The sequence below is a fragment of the Achromobacter sp. MFA1 R4 genome (assembly GCF_900156745.1).
GTDB lineage: Bacteria > Pseudomonadota > Gammaproteobacteria > Burkholderiales > Burkholderiaceae_B > Achromobacter.
Genome location: NZ_LT707065.1, coordinates 3,483,404 through 3,499,677, shown reverse-complemented (window position 1 = coordinate 3,499,677; position 16,274 = coordinate 3,483,404). Strand labels below are relative to the sequence as shown.

Here is a 16,274-nt window from a genome sequence, read left to right as displayed (position 1 = left end):
CGTGCTCTCCGGCCGGCAGCGGCACGCAGGCCGCCGCGACCAGGGCCGCGCCCTTACATGCGGACCAGTACCGAGCCCCAGGTGAATCCGCCGCCCACGCCTTGCATCAGGATGAGCTGACCCGGCTTGACGCGGCCGTCGCGGCGCGCGGCGTCGAGCGCAAGCGGCACGCTGGCCGCGGACGTATTGGCGTGGCTGTCGACCGTGATGACGACCTTCTCGACCGGCACATCCAGCTTGCGCGCCAGGAAATTCAGGATGCGCACGTTGGCCTGATGCGGGATCAGCCAATCGACATCCGAAACGGTGACGCCGGCTTCGGCGCACGTGTCGCGCGCGGAACGGTCCAGCACGGTGACGGCCTGCTTGAAGACGGCCTGGCCGTCCATGCGCAGGAAGGGATCGCCCGTGACGTCGCCGTAGGCCACGTTGCCAGCGGCGCTGAGGATCTTCATCTGGCTGCCGTCGGCGTGCAGTTGCGCGGCCATGATGCCGGGCTTGTCGGACGCCTTGAGCACGACGGCGCCCGCGCCGTCGCCAAACAGCACGCAGGTGCTGCGGTCATTCCAGTCCAGGATGCGCGAGAACACCTCGGCGCCGATCACGAGCGCGCAGCGCGCGCGGCCCGCCCGGATGAAGCTGTCGGCAGTGGTGAGCGCGTAGACGAAGCCGCTGCACACGGCCTGCACGTCGAACGCGGCCGACCCCTTGGCGCCGATGTTGGCCTGCACCAGGCAGGCCGTGCTGGGAAACACGAAATCCGGGGTGGACGTGGCCACGATGACGAGATCGATTTCGGAAGCGTCGACGCCTGCATCGGCCAGCGCAAGGCGCGATGCCTCGGTGGCCAGCTGGCTGGTGGTCACGCCACGCTCGGCCAGATGGCGCTGACGGATGCCCGTGCGCTCGACAATCCATTCGTCGGAAGTGGCGATGTCGCGCGTCGCCAGTTCCGCAGCCAGTTCGTCATTCGAAACCACGCGTTCCGGCAGGAAGCTGCCGGTGCCCGCGATCACGGAATATTTCATTGCGGTATCCATCAAGCGGTGTCCCCAGCCACGTTAGGCGATGCCGCCGATGGGCGATCGCCGGATTGAACGCGCTTGGTAATTTGGGCGACCGTCTGAGCGGTGCGCTCCAGCAGTTTACTCACTACGGCTTCGCGGGCGCGCTGCAAGGCAAAACCGAAGGCGTAAACGTCCGCGGAGCCGTGGCTCTTGATGACCACGCCGCGCAGGCCCAGCAAGGCTGCGCCGTTGTAGCGGCGGTTGTCGACGCGGTTGCGCAGGCGGTTCAGCACCGGCTTGGCGACAGCGCCGGCGATCAGCGTGATCAGATTGCGTTTGAATTCTTCGCGAATGATGCTGGACAGCATCTTCGCCAAGCCCTCGACGGACTTGAGCACGACGTTGCCGACAAAGCCGTCGCAGACGACGACGTCGACCGTGCCCTTGAAGATGTCATTGCCTTCGACGTTGCCGTAGAAGTTCAGCGGGCTGCCGCGCAGGAGCTCGGCGGCTTCCTTGACGACTTCGTTGCCCTTGATGACTTCTTCGCCAATGTTGAGCAAACCCACCGTGGGATTGTCGCGATGGTCCACCGCCTGCGACAGCGCGGCGCCCATGATGGCGAATTGCAGCAGGTGCTCGGCCGTGCAGTCCACGTTCGCCCCCAGGTCCAGCACCGTGGTGGCGCGACCCGTCTGGTTCGGAATGGACGTGGCGATGGCCGGGCGGTCGATGCCGTCCAGCGTCTTGAGCACGTAGCGGGAAATGGCCATCCAGGCGCCGGTATTGCCCGCGGAAACGCAGGCGTCCGCCCGCCCATCCTTGACGGACTGGGCAGCGAGGCGCATGGAGGAGTCTTTTTTGCGGCGCAGGGCGACCTCGACCGGGTCGTCCATGGTGACGACTTCGGAAGCCGCCACGATCTCAATGCGATCGCGCGCCACGTTGCGGTGCTCGGAGAGCGCCGCTTCGATGGCGTCGGGAAGCCCGACCAGCAACAGCCGGGTATCCGGAAATTGCCGGGCGAACTCGATCGCAGCCGGAATCGTGACGGGCAGACCGAAGTCTCCGCCCATACAGTCTATGGCGATGCGTATCACGGGTGCCAGGTATCAGCGCTCAGCCGAAATGGTCCGAGTACGAGTTCGGCCCGGGGGCCTTATTCGTCGGCCTTGGTCTTCAGGACCTTGCGGCCACGGTAGAAGCCGTTGGGGCTGATGTGGTGACGCAGGTGCGTTTCACCGGTGTTCGGTTCGATGGCGGTCGACGGGGCCACCAGAAAATCGTGCGAACGGTGCATACCGCGCTTGGAGGGGGACTTCTTGTTTTGTTGAACGGCCATGATGACTCCTAGAAACGGGGCGCATTGTACGCGATGTGGCCCGATGTTGATCTCAATCTTTGTGCTTCAGTTGTTCCAGCACCGCAAACGGCGACGGACGCTTGACAGCGGGCTCCTCTTCAAGAGCTTCGCTGGCCTTGGCCTGCGCGCCCGGGCATACATCATGCTTGGGCACATACGGAATGCTCAGAATGAGCTCATCTTCGATCTGGGCCAACAGATCAAAATGATGCGACCCCACCACCTTTTCAGGCAGGGAGGCCACCGAATCCTTTCCTACGCCGTCGTCGTCCTCGTCGTCGTCACCGTCGCCTTGTTCAGCAACGGAATAGCCATCGTCGAGGTCGTCTTCGGATTTGACCAGTTGCAGCACCACTTCGCTGTCGATCGGGTACGCAAACGGCGCATTGCACCGCTGGCATATGACGACCGGATTGGCCTGCACGTGCAGGCGCAGAAGCGGCTGACCCATCACCAGGCCGGTCTTGCCTTCGTCGCCTTGCACGGACCAGGTCACAAGACCCGCTTCGCCCGCAGGCTGCTCGGGCAAACCATCCACCACGCGTGCAAGCCGCACCAAGGCAATGGATCCCTGCGCCGTCTTGCGCATGCGGGCAAACGCAAACGCATCGATGGGTTTCATGACGGCATCCCTGGCGCCTGCTGACGCAGCCGCGGTCGCCTTCATACCCGCATTTATGCCCGCATTCATACCCGCAGCCACACCCGCAGTTACACCCTTCTTCGCACCTGCCGATCCGCCCGCGCGGCGACTATCGTCGCCAGGCTTTCCCTTGGGTGTCATGTTGATGTTCCTGCAAAAATGCCGCAAAACGTTAGATAATACTGTGACTTACGTATTACCGTCAAATGCCGAATGCCCCAGAAGCCTAGCCTGATCCTCGCGTCCAGCTCGCCCTACCGCAAAGAATTGCTGTCGCGGCTGCGCCTGCCCTTTATCGCGATTTCGCCCGATGTCGACGAAACGCCACAACCCGGCGAAGCGCCCGAGGCGCTGGCCTTGCGGCTGTCTGTCGCAAAGGCCATGGCCGTGGCGGCCAGGCAACCGGGCAGCATCGTGATCGGGTCGGATCAGGTGGCCACGGTGGACGGCGCGCCCGTCGGCAAGCCGGGCGATTTTCTGCGGGCACAGGCACAGTTGCGCGCCCTGTCGGGCCAACTGGTGGAGTTTCACAGCGCCCTGGCGGTGACGGACGGCCAACGAGTGGAAAAAGCCGACATCATTACCCGCTGCCGGTTCCGCCAGCTGCCGGACCGCGCCATCGACGCCTATCTGCGCGCCGAGGAACCTTACGATACCGCAGGCAGCGCCAAGGCGGAAAGCCTGGGCATTGCCCTGATGGAAAGCATCCAGAGCGACGACCCCACCGCCATCATAGGCCTGCCCCTGATCGAATTGACGCGCATGCTGGCCATTTTCGGACTGGATCCGCTCGACGCCCCGGGAGCGCCCGCATGAGCGGCACCCTGCACCTGATCCCCGTCAGCCTGGGCGACGCGCCTCCCGAACGCTGGCTGCCCGCGGACGTGCGCGCCCTCGCCGGCAGGCTGGACACGTATATCGCCGAAAACGCCAAGACGGCCCGCGCCTTCCTCAAGCTTATCGGCACCACCCGGCCGCTGCAGGAAATCACCATCCACACCCTGACCGACAAGGCCGACGCCGCGCAGATCAAGGCGTGGCTCGAACCCGTGAAGCAAGGCGCCGAGATCGGCCTGGTGTCCGAGGCCGGATGCCCCGCCGTCGCGGACCCCGGCGCCAAGGTGGTCGACGCGGCCCACCGCCTGGGAATCACCGTCAAGCCGTGGGTGGGCCCGTCGTCCATTCTCCTGGGTCTCATGGCCAGCGGCCTGGACGGCCAGCGATTCGCCTTCCACGGGTACGCGCCGGTGGATCCGGCCGAACGCGCCAAGCAGTTGCGCGCCTGGGAGCAGCACTCCGCCCGCCACAACCAGACCCAGTTGCTGATCGAGACCCCCTATCGCAACGCCGCCATGTTCGCGACGCTGGTGGCCACCCTGAAGGGCGACACCAAGCTGTGCGTGGCGCGTTCGGTGACGACCGACGACGAATGGGTCGTGACGCACACGGTGGCCGACTGGAAAAAGTTGCCCGCGCCGCAACTGGACAAGCTGCCCACGCTGTTCCTTTACCTGGCCCACTGACATGATCCGCCTGATCTGCACGCTGCTGGCCGCGGCGGCCCTGGCGGGTTGCGCCTCGCGGGGTCCCGCCGGACTCGACCTGGACACCTCGATCACCGCCGTCAGCCAGAGCAGCCGGGTGCGCGCCGTCGTCGTGCACTACACGACCGTGGACGACGCCAAATCGCTGCACCTGCTTTCCCAAGGCAAGGTCAGCGCCCACTATCTGCTGGACCTGGACGGACGCGCCTACCGCCTGGTCGATGAAAACCGCGCCGCGTGGCATGCGGGAGCGAGTTCCTGGTACGGCAATATCGCCATGAACAGCACGTCGATCGGCATCGAGATCGTCAATCCGGGCTGGACGGAGGGCGAGGACGGCAAGCCCGTCTGGCATCCTTATGACGCGCGCCAGGTGCGCGCCCTGACGATACTGCTGCGCGACATCATCCAGCGCCACGGGATCGCCGCCGAGAACGTCGTGGGCCACAGCGACATCGCGCCACAGCGCAAGGTGGACCCCGGCCCGCTCTTTCCCTGGAAGGCACTGGCGGATGCGGGCATCGGCCGCTGGTACAACGAAGCCGGCGCCGCCGAGCACCTGGCTCGCCTGCAGGCCGAAGGCACACCGGACGTGGCGTGGTTCCAGAAGCAATTGCAGCGGCTGGGCTACGCCTGTCCGCAACACGGCACGCTGGATCGCGAAACCATCAATACGTTGGCGGCATTCCAGATGCACTACCGCCCTGCCCTGCACGATGGCCAGCCGGACGCGGAGACCGCCGCCATCATGCTGGCCATGTTGTGACGACCCATGTTGTGACGACCCCCGGCGCCCGCTAAGGCCGGCGCCGCCACCAAGCCACCACGCGCCAGCCCAGCAACACCGCCAGGACCGCGCCGTATATCGCCGGCTGCGTCAGGTCGTTCTTGCCGGCCTTGTGCCACCAGTAATGCAGGATGACCAGCAAGCCGATGGCGTAAATGGCCCGGTGCAGGGTCTGCCAACGCTTTCCCATCCTGCGCATCGCCCACTGCGTGGAGGTTGCGGCCAGGGCCGTCATCAGCACGAACGCCGAAAATCCCACCATGATGAAGGGGCGTTCACCGATGTCGCGCACCATTCCCACCGGATCGAACCCCCGATCCCACCAGACCCACGCCATGAAATGCATGGCCGCGTAAAAAAACGCGAAGAGGCCGCACATGCGCCGCACGCGCACGAGCGCGGGCTGCCCGAGCAGGCGCCGCAGCGGCGTGATCGCCAGGGTGACCAGCAGGCACACCAGGGCCCACGTGCCGGACGAACGGGTCAGGAATTCAACGGGGTTGGCCGTCAGGCCGTTGTTCATGCCCAGCCAGATCCAGCGCGCAAAAGGCGCGAGACCCAGCAAGAAAAGCAGCGGCTTGAAGCGCGCAACCGTCTTGGCCGACAGTTGCGCCTTGCCCGACACCGGGGCAGAAGCCGCGCGAGGAGCGCCGACGGACATGGGGAGCCTCAGTAATTGGCCTTCAGGTCCATGCCCTGATAGAGCGACGCCACCTGATCGCCATAGCCATTGAACATCAGGGTCTTGCGCTTGGGGCTAAACAACCCGTCCTCGCCGATCCGGCGTTCAGTCGCCTGGCTCCAGCGAGGATGGGCGACGTTGGGGTTCACATTGGCGTAGAAGCCGTACTCTTGCGGCGCGGACTTCACCCACGAGGTCATCGGCTGCTTTTCGACGAGCCGGATCTTGACGAGGGACTTGCCCGATTTGAACCCGTATTTCCAGGGCACGGCCAGCCGGAGCGGCGCGCCGTTCTGGTTGGGCAATACGCGCCCATAGACGCCGAAAACCAGCATGGCCAGTGGATGCATCGCCTCATCGATGCGCAGCCCCTCCACATAGGGCCACTCCAGGATGGCGGCGCGCACGCCCGGCATGTTTTCGCGCTGCACGGCGGTGATGAACTCGACGTATTTGGCGTTGCCGTTGGGCTCGACCTGCTTGAGCACTTCGGACAGCGAATAGCCCACCCAGGGAATGACCATCGACCAGCCTTCGACGCAACGCAGGCGATACACGCGGTCTTCCATCGGGGCCAGCTTGAGCAACTCTTCGATCGTGAAGGTGCGCGGCTTGTTGACCTCGCCTTCGACGCTGACGGTCCAGGGACGTGTCTGCAACTTGCCGGCATTGGCCGCCGGATCGTCCTTATTTACGCCGAACTCGTAGTAATTGTTGTACGAGGTGACGTCCGACAGGGACGTCTGCTTGTCCATCACGCTGAAGGCGGGATTAGCCTTGCCCGGCAATGCGCCCGCCTCCTGCGCATGGGCTGCGCGCGTGGCCCATCCCGGCAACCCGACGGCGGCAGCGGCAGCGCCGGCCCGGAGCATCAGCTCGCGGCGCGACCGCCACACGGCCTCGGAGGTGATCTCGGAAGAAAGAAGGTCGTCTGGCTTGCGTATCAGCATCGTAGTCTCCGGGAAGGCGCAGGCGCCCTGAGCGCGCCCCGCGCCCTTCATGGACGCTGGACGAGCCTATGTTATTCCGCGGCGCCCGCCCACAAAACGAGAAGAACGAGAAGAACGAGAGGCGCCTTTCCGATAGACCGGCCTGCAGGGCCGACGTTCCGCGGCTGCTGGACGCCCCCCTGGAGCTAGGCGCCCGCGCCCACGCGCGGCAGCAGCCATTCGCGCATCAGCGGCACGCTGTCGAACACGGCTTGCGGGGCACATCCCTGAAGTTCTTTCAGGGTATGAGCGCCGTACGTGACGCCCAGGCCATGCACCCCCGCATTGCAGGCCATCTGCAAGTCGTGCGAGGTGTCGCCCACCATGACGACCCCGGCCGGATCCACGTCCAGTTCCTGCATCAGCTCGTGCAACATCGCCGGATGCGGCTTGCTGAAGGTTTCGTCAGCGGTACGGGTGGCGTCGAACAGCGGCCCCAGGCCCGTGGCCGCGAGCGCCCGGGTCAGCCCGACCCGGCTCTTGCCGGTGGCGACCGCCAGGCGCACGTTCTGGCCGGCAAGTTCGGTCAACAGCTCGGGAATGCCGTCGAACAGGCGCAGCTCGGGATCGCGCAACAGGTAATGCGTGCGGTAGCGCTCCAGAAAACGCGGGAGCATGGCCTGCGTCAGTTCCGGCACGGCGCGGCGCAAGGCGCTTTCGAGGGACAGACCGATGACCCAGCTCGCCTCGGACGCGGACGGCACCGCCAGATCCAGGTCGCGGCAGGCGCCCTGGATGGCGGCCACGATGCTGTGGGTGGAATCCATCAAGGTGCCATCCCAGTCAAAGACGACCAGCGAATACGACATATCAGACCGACTCCAGTGATTTCAGTATGTTCCGGCAAGCGGGCGGCAGCTCGGCGGTAAGGGTCATGACCTCGCCCGTGAGCGGATGAGGGAAGGTGAGACTGTGGGCGTGCAGGAACATGCGATTGAAGCCCTGCCGCGCGAACCGGGCGCGCACCTCGTCGTGGCCGTATTTGTCGTCCCCGACGATGGGAAAGCCGCTGGCCGCCAGGTGGACGCGGATCTGGTGGGTGCGGCCGGTGCGCAACTCGGCGTCGACCAGACTGTAGCCGCCAAACCGCTGTTTCAGCGTGACGATGGTGTGCGCCGTCTGCCCGTCCGGATCCACCTTGACGCGGCGCTCGCCCGATTGGGTGGTCCATTTGGCCAGCGACAGCTTGATGTGCTGGCGATCATTGACCCAATCGCCCTCGACCAGCGCAAAGTAATGCTTGTCGCTCCGGCCCTCGCGCAGCATGGCGTGCAGGGCCAGCAGCGCGCTGCGCTTCTTGGCGACCATGAGCAGCCCGGAGGTCTCGCGGTCGAGCCGGTGCACCAATTCCAGGAACTTGGCCTGCGGGCGGGCGGCGCGCAATTGTTCGATCACGCCGAACGACACCCCGCTGCCGCCGTGGACGGCCACGCCGGCGGGCTTGTCCACGACCAGCATCGCGTCGTCCTCGAACACGATGGGGAATTCGGCGGCCGGCACGGGCCTGGGCTTGCCCGGATCGGGCAGGCGCAGCGGCGGAATGCGCACGACATCCCCTTCTTCCACCCGGTAGTCGACCTGGATACGTCCCTTGTTGACGCGCACCTCGCCGCCGCGGATGGCCTTGTAGATGTGCGTCTTGGGCACCCCCTTGCACAAGCGCATGAGGAAGTTGTCCAGACGCTGGCCGGCGTGCTCGGCGCCCACTTCGACCATCCGGACGGCGGGCGCTGCTTTCGAGGCGAATTCAGGGGAGGAAGTTTCTTTGCGCATTGCGGAAAGCGACATATAATCGGGACAGCCTTAAGGGGCTGAACAAGCCGCCTGGCGTAGAGATGCAACCAACACGCAACTCCGTCGAGCGCGCGGGCCGCCATTGTACTGCCTGCTCATTCAACCCCTGGGTCTCTTGGTCGCCGGCGCAACCGAGCCCTGCGGGATAGTGGTGTGGCATTCATCTTGCCCGCTTTCCCGGCAGGTCCGTTGCATGCCGCAAGCGGCTCTGAAGCACTGCAAGAATCGTCGCATATTTAAAGCACCAGCTGCGTGTAGGCAACCAATCCGACCGCAGCTGCCGTTCCCAGCACACTCCGTCAAACCACATTCAGTGAAGCTGACCCTCCTGCTGAAAGAACCCCGTGCCCCACGGCACGACGTGCCCGCCTGACCCGCGGCGGATACGCCTGGGCGCCGCCCAGGTACGGTCCGCAACTTCTTGCCCGCTTCAGCCGCAGCCCGAGTGGCCCGAGGTCACGCGCCGATATCGGCGCGTCATGACAACGGAGAAACCCTCTCATGAAGCGCATGCTGTTCAATGCGACGCATCAGGAAGAATTACGCGTCGCTATCGTCGATGGGCAAAAACTCATCGACCTCGACATCGAGACTGCCGGCCGCGAACAACGCAAAGGCAACATCTACAAAGGTGTCATCACCCGGATCGAACCCGGCCTTGAAGCCTGCTTCGTCAATTACGGCGAGGACCGCCACGGCTTTCTGCCCTTCAAGGAAGTTGCCCGCAGCTTCTTCAAGGAAGGCGTGGATGTGCGCACCGCCCGCATCCAGGACGCCCTGCGCGAAGGCCAGGAACTGATCGTCCAGGTCGAAAAGGAAGAACGCGGCAACAAGGGCGCAGCCCTCACCACGTTCATCTCGCTGGCTGGCCGCTACCTGGTCCTGATGCCCAACAACCCCCGTGGCGGCGGTGTTTCGCGCCGCGTCGAGGGCGAGGACCGCCAGGAACTGCGCGACACGATGGAACAGCTCGACCTGCCCCAGGGCATGAGCATCATCGCCCGCACCGCAGGCATCGGCCGCAACGTCGAAGAACTCCAGTGGGACCTGTCCTACCTGTTGCAGCTCTGGACCGCCATCGACGGCGCCGCGCGCGACAATGCCGCGCCCATCCTGATCTACCTCGAATCCAGCCTCGTCATCCGCGCCATCCGCGATTATTTCTCGCCCGAGATCGGCGAGATCCTGATCGACACGGACGAGATCGCCGACCAGGCCACCGCCTTCATGAGCGTGGTGATGCCGGACAACGTCCAGCGCGTCAAACGCTACCGTGACGACATCCCCCTCTTCTCGCGCTTCCAGATCGAACACCAGATCGAGACGGCCTATTCGCGCACGGTGCAATTGCCCTCGGGCGGCGCCATCGTGATCGACCATACCGAAGCGCTGGTTTCCGTCGACGTCAACTCGGCCCGCTCCACCCGCGGCGCCGACATCGAGGAAACCGCGCTGCGCACCAACTCGGAAGCGGCCGACGAAGTGGCCCGCCAGTTGCGCCTGCGCGACCTGGGCGGCCTGATCGTCATCGACTTCATCGACATGGAAGACAGCAAGAACCAGCGCGCCGTCGAACAGCGCCTGCGCGATGCCCTCCATTTCGACCGCGCCCGCGTCCAGATGGGCAAGATCTCGCGCTTCGGCCTGATGGAGCTGTCGCGCCAGCGCCTGCGTCCGGCCCTGAACGAAGGCTCGCACATCACCTGCCCGCGCTGCAACGGCACCGGCGTGATCCGCGATGCCGAGTCCAGCGCCCTGCACGTGCTGCGCCTGCTGCAGGAAGAGGCCATGAAGGAAAACACCGCGGCGGTCCACGCCCAGGTGCCCGTCGACGTGGCCACGTACCTCTTGAACGAAAAGCGCGCCGACATCACCAAGATGGAAGCGCGCCTGAAGGTCAACCTGATGCTGATCCCCAACAAGCATCTGGAAACGCCGCACCATCACATCGAGCGCCTGCGCCACGACGATCCGCGCCTGGAAGAAGTGAAGACCAGCTTCGAACTGGTCGAAGCCCCGGCCACCGACGCCCCCTGGCAGCCGCGCGAAAGCGAAATCAAGTCGCGTCCGGAAGCCCTGGTCAAGGGCATCACGCCGTCGCAGCCTGCTCCGGTCTCCACCCCCGCCGCACCGGCCGCGGCCCCCGCCGCGCCCGCCACGGGCGCCGGTCTGGGCGGCCTGTTCAAGCGTCTGGTCGGCTGGCTGACCGGCGGTTCCGAACCCGCCAAGCCCGCGCCCGCCCCCGCCGAAGAGACCGCCAAGCGTGCCGCCCCCACCCGCGGCAAGGGCCGCGGCAGCCATGACGGCCAGGAGCGCCGCGGCGAACGCCACGGTTCCGACCGCAACCGCAACCGTCGCGGCGAAGCGCGCGGCGAAGGCGCCGAGGGCACGGAAGGCGCACGTCACCACGTGCGCGGCAACCGCCGCTCCGACGCCGAACGCGGCGAGCGCCAAGGTCGCGGTGAAGCCCGCGGCGAGCGCGACACGCAGTCCGCCACGCAAGCCGCCCTGGCATCGAGCCGTCCGGATCAGGCGCCCGAGCTCAACGGTGAAGACACCGGCGCCGGCCGCAACCGCCGCCGTGGCCGTGGCCGCAACCGCCGCGAGGAAGGCCAGGCCGACGCGCCGATGAGCGAACAGGAAAGCATGGTCGCCGCTTTGGCCCAGACGGTCGCCACCGCGCTGCCCGACGCCCGATCTGAACAGCAGCCCGCCGCCGAAGCCAACCTGGACGCCGACGCCCTCGAGCAGTCCGCCGATGGCCTGCCCGGTGAAGGCGCCGAAGGCGCGGCCGACCCCGAGCGCAAGCGCCGCCGCCGCCGCAGCCGCCGTGGCCGCCGCAGCCAGGAAGAAGCAGGCGTGGCCGGCAGCGACGAGCTGCTGGAAGACGGCACGGACGAAGCCGGCGAACCGCAGGCGGACGGCGTCGTTGCCGAGCCCGCGCAACCGGCCGCCGCCCAGACCGTAGCCGCCCCCGCGCAGCAGGTTCAAGCCGCTCCGGCCGCACAGCCCGAGCAGGCCGCCGCGCAACCCGCACCGGTGCAGGAAGCTGCTCCCGTGCAGGAAGCCGCGTCCGGCCAGGTCGAAACCGCCAAGCCCGAGTCCGAGTCCGCGCAGGTCGTTGCCGAGCCGGTGACGCAGCCCGAGGCCGAGCCCGTCGCACAGCCCGTGCAGACGGCGCCGCGTGAAGCCGCCCAGCCCATCGCCGTGGCGCCCGCCAGCGAAGTTTCCGTTGCCGCTGAACCGGTGCAAGCACCCGTGGAAGCGCCCGCCGTGGAACCCGTGGTCGAAGCGCCCGTAGCCGCCCCGGCACCGGCAGCACCCCCCGCGGCAGCTCCCGCGGTAGCCCCGGTCGCCGCCCCGGCGCCCGCACCGTCGGCCCCGGCCAGCGCGCAGCCCATCGTGGTGCCTGCCGCTGCCCCGGCCGCCAAGGCGCAGGCCCTGCACGACGTGGTCAATGCCGCCGGCCTGCAGTGGGTGGAAACCGATCCGGAACGCCACGCGCAGACCCAGCAGCGCATCGCCGCTTCGTATGCGCCGGTCCGCCTGGGCCGCGAGCGCAAGCCGGTGACGCCCGTCTCGAACGAGCCGCTGGTCCAGGTCGAAACCCGCCACTAAACGGCAAGCCCGCAAGGGCTTGGCCTGACAAGGCGCAACACCCCGCACGCCGGATTCGAATCCGGATTGCGGGGTGTTTTTCATGGTGCGGACGGATTCACGGGGGCCGCGCCGCGCCCTCGGGAAGGGAGCTTAGGCCCCGTCGCCCTACGCGCGGCGCGCAAGCGGATGCAGGGCCCTGCCCGCCTCCTCCACAAAGGCCTCCGCGAGCGCCGAATGCGGCATGTGCCGGGCCCACAGAATGCCCATCCGGCGCAGGGGCGCACGCCCGGGCAGCAGCACGCGCTTGACGCGGCGGCTGTCGAGCCAGTCCGGCGCCCAGTCCGGCACCAGCGACACGCCCAGGCCCTCGGAAACCATGCAGGCAATGCCCATGAGGCCATCGACCTCCAGCCGCTCGCGCGGCGCGATGCCATGCTGCCGCAGGTATTGGTCGGCCAGGCGGCCGCCCCAGACGTTGCGGTCGTAGCGGATGAAGGGTTGCGTGCGCATCAGTTCGTGGGCGTCGTTTCCCGGCGTGCCGGGCGGCGCAAGAACCACCAGCGGCTCCTCGGTCAACAGCTTCCAGGCGTAGCCCTTGGACAGGTTGAATTGCGGCTTGACGATGAACGCCGCGTCCAGGTCCCCGTTGATCACCCGGTGGTACAGGTGATTGGAGGTGCCCGGCTCCATGAAGACCGCCAGCTTGGGCAGCCGGCGGTACAGGCGGGCCAGCACGATGGGCATGATGCCCGTCAGCCCCGAGGCCGAGACCCCGAGGCGCAGTTCGCCCAGCGGCGCATCGTCCGCGGCGCTGGCCCGCAGGTCGCGCACTTCGCGCAGGACGCCGCGGGCACGCTCCAGCACTTTCAGGCCGGCTTCGGTCGCCTTGACGCTGCGCCCCACGCGCTTGACCAGCGTGGCGCCCAATTCCTCCTCCAGCGTGCGCACGCGCGCCGCGATGGCGGCGGGCGTCAGGTCCAGCCGCCGCGCCGCCTCGGCCAGCGAACCGCATTCGACCACCGACACAAAGCTCTGCACATATCGCGTATCCACCGTCTCCCCCTTGTCGATGCGTGGCTTGACCTATGGCAAACCACAATAATTTTATGGATTGAACCCATTAAACAGCAGATGTTTGCGGGCCGGATCAATGCCAGAATCGGGGATCGCAGCCGCGCGGCCGCGGCGCGTTTCTTCCCCCCAACCGATAACGAGTAGAGACATGACGACCCCTGCCCGCATTCCCGGCGTTTTTTCCCCGGTGCTGACGCCGTTCGATGAGCGCCATCGTCCGGCATTGGGCCGCTACGTGAAGCATTGCCGCTGGCTGCGCGAGCAGTCCGTCGGACTGGCCATATTTGGGACCAATTCCGAGGCGAATTCGCTGTCCCTGGCCGAAAAGCACACCCTGCTGGATGCGCTGCTCGAGTCGGGCGTGGAACCGTCGGCGCTGATGCCCGGCACGGGCGCGTGCGCGCTGCCCGACGCCATTGCGCTCACCCAGCATGCAGTGCGCAGCGGCAGCATGGGCGTGCTGGTGCTGCCGCCCTTCTACTACAAAGGCGTCAGCGACGAAGGCCTTTTCCGCTACTACGCCGGACTGATCGAGGGCGTGGGCGACGACGCGCTGCGCATGTACCTGTACCACATCCCGCCCGTCAGCCAGGTGCCCCTCAGCCTGGACCTCATCGACCGCCTGCTGGACCGCTACCCCGGCATCGTCGCGGGCGTGAAGGACAGCGGCGGCGATTGGGCCAATACGGCGGCGATGATCGAACGCTTTGCGCCGCGCGGCTTCCAGGTCTATGCGGGCAGCGAGGCATTCCTGCTGCAGACGCTGCGCGCGGGCGGCGTGGGCTGCATCACGGCGACCGGCAACGTCAATCCGGGCCCCATCGTCGCGCTGCAGCAGCGCTGGCAGGAAGCGGATGCGGACGAGCGCCAGGCGGGCCTGAACGCCACGCGCAACGTGTTCCAGCAATTTCCCATGATTCCCGCCATGAAGGCCGCCATCGCCTGGAAATCGGGCGACGCCGCGTGGGCCACGGTGCGCGCGCCGCTGGTCGAGCTGAACGCGGCGCAGAACGATGCCCTGAAGGCTGCGCTTCAGGCCAACGGCTTTGACATGCCCGGCGCGGCCGCGCTGGCCGACGCCTGATCGCTGCCTGATCGCTGCCTGATTCCTGCCTGACTCCTGCCCGCGACACGCGGACGGTCCCGCCTGACCGTCCGCGCCATGCGGATCAGCTCACGACGCCGATGTTCCAGGGCACGAACTCGTGGTCCCCCAGCCCCAGCAATTCGCTCTTGCTGCGGGCGCCCGAGGCCACGCGCAGGATCTCTTCGAAGATCCGCTGCGCCACCTCTTGCAGCGTGGCGGTGCCGTCCAGGATCTGGCCGCAATTGACGTCCATGTCCTCGGTCAGGCGCTCGAACATCGGCGTATTGGTCGCGAGCTTGATCGAAGGCACCGGCTTGGCGCCGAACATCGAGCCGCGGCCGGTGGTAAAGCAGATCATGTTCGCGCCGCCCGCGATCTGCCCCGTCGCCGACACGGGGTCAAAGCCCGGCGTATCCATGAACACCATGCCCGGCTGCCGGACGGGCTCTGCGTAGCGATACACCTCCATCAAGCCCGTCGTGCCGCCCTTCATCGAGGAACCCAGCGATTTCTCGAAGATATTGGCCAGGCCACCCATCTGATTGCCCGGACTGACCTTTCCATTGATCTGCACGTCGCGGCCGGGCGAGTATTCTTCCTTCCACCAGCGAATGCGCCGCACCAGCTTCTCGCCCACTTCGCGGCTGCGCGCGCGCGAGGTCAGCGTATGCTCTACCCCATAGATTTCCGGGGTCTCCGACAATATGGCCGTGCCGCCGTGGCGCACCAGGATGTCCATGGCCGCGCCCAGCGCCGGATTCGCGGTGATCGACGAAAACCCGTCCGACCCGCCGCACTGCAGGCCGATCTTCAGGTGCCGCGCAGGCACCGGCACACGCTGCACGTCGTTCGCCTGCGGCAGCATGGCCTTCACGGCATCGATGCCCGCTTCGATGGTTTTACGCGTGCCGCCGGTCTCCTGCATGATGAAGGTCCGCAGCCGCGCGCCCGCTTCCAGGCCCTGGTCCTTGAGCAGCGCATCGAGCTGGTTGCGCTCGCAGCCCAGCCCGACGATCAGCACCCCGGCAAAGTTCGCATGACAGGCATAGCCGCCCATCGTGCGCCGGAGCAGGTCCATCGGCTCGCCCGACATTTCCATGCCGCATCCCATGCCATGGCTCAGCGCCACCACGCCATCCACATTGGGATAGGCCGCCATCGCCTCCTGCGTGAACGCCGCGGCAATGCGATGCACCACCGTGGCGGAACAGTTCACGGTGGCCAGGATGCCGATGTAGTTGCGCGTGCCCACCTGCCCGTTGGCGCGCACGATGCCCTGGAATTGCGCCTGTTCGGACTCGGGCAGGATGCGGGTCGGCACGTAATCGCGCGCGTGCGCATAGTCGCGGTCGAACTCCTGGAAGTCCATGTTGTGCGAGTGGACGTAGGTGCCGGCCGGTATGTCCGTGGCGGCAAAGCCGATGCACACGTTGTACTTGAGGATGGGTTCGCCCGCGCGCAGGTCGCGCGCCGCGATCTTGTGCCCGGCCGGGACCTGGCTGCGGCTGACGAGGCCTTCGGCAGGCACGGCCGTGCCGATGCCCAGCGGCACGCGCGCCACCACGACGTTGTCCGCGGAGTGCAGCCGGATGACGGGACCGGCGGCGCGCTTTTCGGTGAAATCGATCATAGATAGTCTCGGGAAGGAAAAATGGGGGGCGACCGGCATCGGGCGACCGGCTGCGGGCGACCGGCGTCGGGCGA

At 66.7% G+C, this 16,274-nt stretch carries 15 protein-coding genes; 5 read left to right on the top strand and 10 right to left on the bottom strand.

Annotated elements, in window-relative coordinates; translation table 11 throughout:
• Positions 1 to 53 precede the first annotated feature (53 nt).
• Genes BXA00_RS15925 through BXA00_RS15910 form a run of 4 tightly spaced genes read right to left on the bottom strand, consistent with a single transcriptional unit; the run spans position 54 to position 2,992 of the window.
• The gene (locus BXA00_RS15925) at positions 54 to 1,040 is read right to left on the bottom strand and encodes a beta-ketoacyl-ACP synthase III (protein ID WP_076519381.1); all 987 of its coding nucleotides are present in this window, start codon (positions 1,038 to 1,040) and stop codon (positions 54 to 56) included.
• Positions 1,040 to 2,107 (bottom strand): phosphate acyltransferase PlsX, encoded by a 1,068-nt coding sequence (plsX, locus tag BXA00_RS15920; protein ID WP_076519380.1) that lies wholly within the window; start codon positions 2,105 to 2,107, stop codon positions 1,040 to 1,042. The genes BXA00_RS15925 and plsX overlap by 1 nt, the downstream gene beginning before the upstream one ends.
• A gap of 59 nt (positions 2,108 to 2,166) precedes the next feature.
• On the bottom strand, positions 2,167 to 2,349 hold the full coding sequence (gene rpmF / locus BXA00_RS15915) for a 50S ribosomal protein L32 (protein ID WP_006218037.1): 183 nt from the start codon (positions 2,347 to 2,349) through the stop codon (positions 2,167 to 2,169).
• A 52-nt stretch (positions 2,350 to 2,401) separates the two neighbouring features.
• Positions 2,402 to 2,992: a DUF177 domain-containing protein gene (locus tag BXA00_RS15910; protein WP_156902809.1), complete on the bottom strand. Its 591-nt coding sequence runs from the start codon at positions 2,990 to 2,992 to the stop codon at positions 2,402 to 2,404.
• 234 nt (positions 2,993 to 3,226) lie between these two features.
• Between BXA00_RS15910 and BXA00_RS15905 the strand changes: the two genes are divergently transcribed.
• From BXA00_RS15905 to BXA00_RS15895, 3 genes are read left to right on the top strand one after another with little or no spacing between them, the layout of a single operon-like run.
• Complete coding sequence (locus tag BXA00_RS15905) at positions 3,227 to 3,829, top strand: Maf-like protein (protein WP_076519378.1); 603 nt, start codon at positions 3,227 to 3,229, stop codon at positions 3,827 to 3,829.
• Complete coding sequence (locus tag BXA00_RS15900; protein WP_076519377.1) at positions 3,826 to 4,536, top strand: SAM-dependent methyltransferase; 711 nt, start codon at positions 3,826 to 3,828, stop codon at positions 4,534 to 4,536. Before BXA00_RS15905 ends, BXA00_RS15900 begins: the two co-directional genes overlap by 4 nt.
• A 1-nt stretch (position 4,537) precedes the next feature.
• A complete protein-coding gene (locus tag BXA00_RS15895; RefSeq protein WP_076519376.1) occupies positions 4,538 to 5,323 on the top strand; it encodes an N-acetylmuramoyl-L-alanine amidase in 786 nt (261 codons plus the stop codon).
• 31 nt (positions 5,324 to 5,354) lie between these two features.
• On the opposite strand, the gene msrQ is transcribed toward BXA00_RS15895, so the two are convergent.
• From msrQ to BXA00_RS15875, 4 genes are all read right to left on the bottom strand, one after another.
• On the bottom strand, positions 5,355 to 6,005 hold the full coding sequence (gene msrQ, locus BXA00_RS15890) for a protein-methionine-sulfoxide reductase heme-binding subunit MsrQ (RefSeq protein WP_076519375.1): 651 nt from the start codon (positions 6,003 to 6,005) through the stop codon (positions 5,355 to 5,357).
• A gap of 8 nt (positions 6,006 to 6,013) precedes the next feature.
• Positions 6,014 to 6,976 carry a protein-methionine-sulfoxide reductase catalytic subunit MsrP gene (msrP, locus tag BXA00_RS15885; protein ID WP_076519374.1) on the bottom strand — a complete coding sequence of 321 codons (963 nt, stop codon included), beginning with the start codon at positions 6,974 to 6,976 and terminating at the stop codon, positions 6,014 to 6,016.
• A gap of 185 nt (positions 6,977 to 7,161) precedes the next feature.
• Positions 7,162 to 7,824 carry an HAD family hydrolase gene (locus tag BXA00_RS15880; RefSeq protein ID WP_076519373.1) on the bottom strand — a complete coding sequence of 221 codons (663 nt, stop codon included), beginning with the start codon at positions 7,822 to 7,824 and terminating at the stop codon, positions 7,162 to 7,164.
• Position 7,825: 1 nt separating this feature from the next.
• On the bottom strand, positions 7,826 to 8,788 hold the full coding sequence (locus BXA00_RS15875) for an RluA family pseudouridine synthase (RefSeq protein WP_369825571.1): 963 nt from the start codon (positions 8,786 to 8,788) through the stop codon (positions 7,826 to 7,828).
• Positions 8,789 to 9,310: 522 nt separating this feature from the next.
• Here BXA00_RS15875 and BXA00_RS15870 point away from each other — a divergent pair.
• Positions 9,311 to 12,427 carry an Rne/Rng family ribonuclease gene (locus tag BXA00_RS15870; RefSeq protein WP_076519371.1) on the top strand — a complete coding sequence of 1,039 codons (3,117 nt, stop codon included), beginning with the start codon at positions 9,311 to 9,313 and terminating at the stop codon, positions 12,425 to 12,427.
• 147 nt (positions 12,428 to 12,574) lie between these two features.
• Here the strand turns inward: BXA00_RS15870 and BXA00_RS15865 are convergent, their stop codons facing one another.
• Positions 12,575 to 13,462, bottom strand: a complete 888-nt coding sequence (locus BXA00_RS15865; protein WP_076519370.1) for a LysR family transcriptional regulator — start codon at positions 13,460 to 13,462, stop codon at positions 12,575 to 12,577.
• A 169-nt stretch (positions 13,463 to 13,631) separates the two neighbouring features.
• Here BXA00_RS15865 and BXA00_RS15860 point away from each other — a divergent pair, with 169 nt between their 5' ends.
• Positions 13,632 to 14,567 carry a dihydrodipicolinate synthase family protein gene (locus BXA00_RS15860; RefSeq protein ID WP_076519369.1) on the top strand — a complete coding sequence of 312 codons (936 nt, stop codon included), beginning with the start codon at positions 13,632 to 13,634 and terminating at the stop codon, positions 14,565 to 14,567.
• Positions 14,568 to 14,652: 85 nt separating this feature from the next.
• On the opposite strand, the gene BXA00_RS15855 is transcribed toward BXA00_RS15860, so the two are convergent.
• Positions 14,653 to 16,200, bottom strand: coding sequence for a UxaA family hydrolase (locus tag BXA00_RS15855; protein ID WP_076519368.1), 1,548 nt, complete (start codon positions 16,198 to 16,200; stop codon positions 14,653 to 14,655).
• Positions 16,201 to 16,274 lie beyond the last annotated feature (74 nt).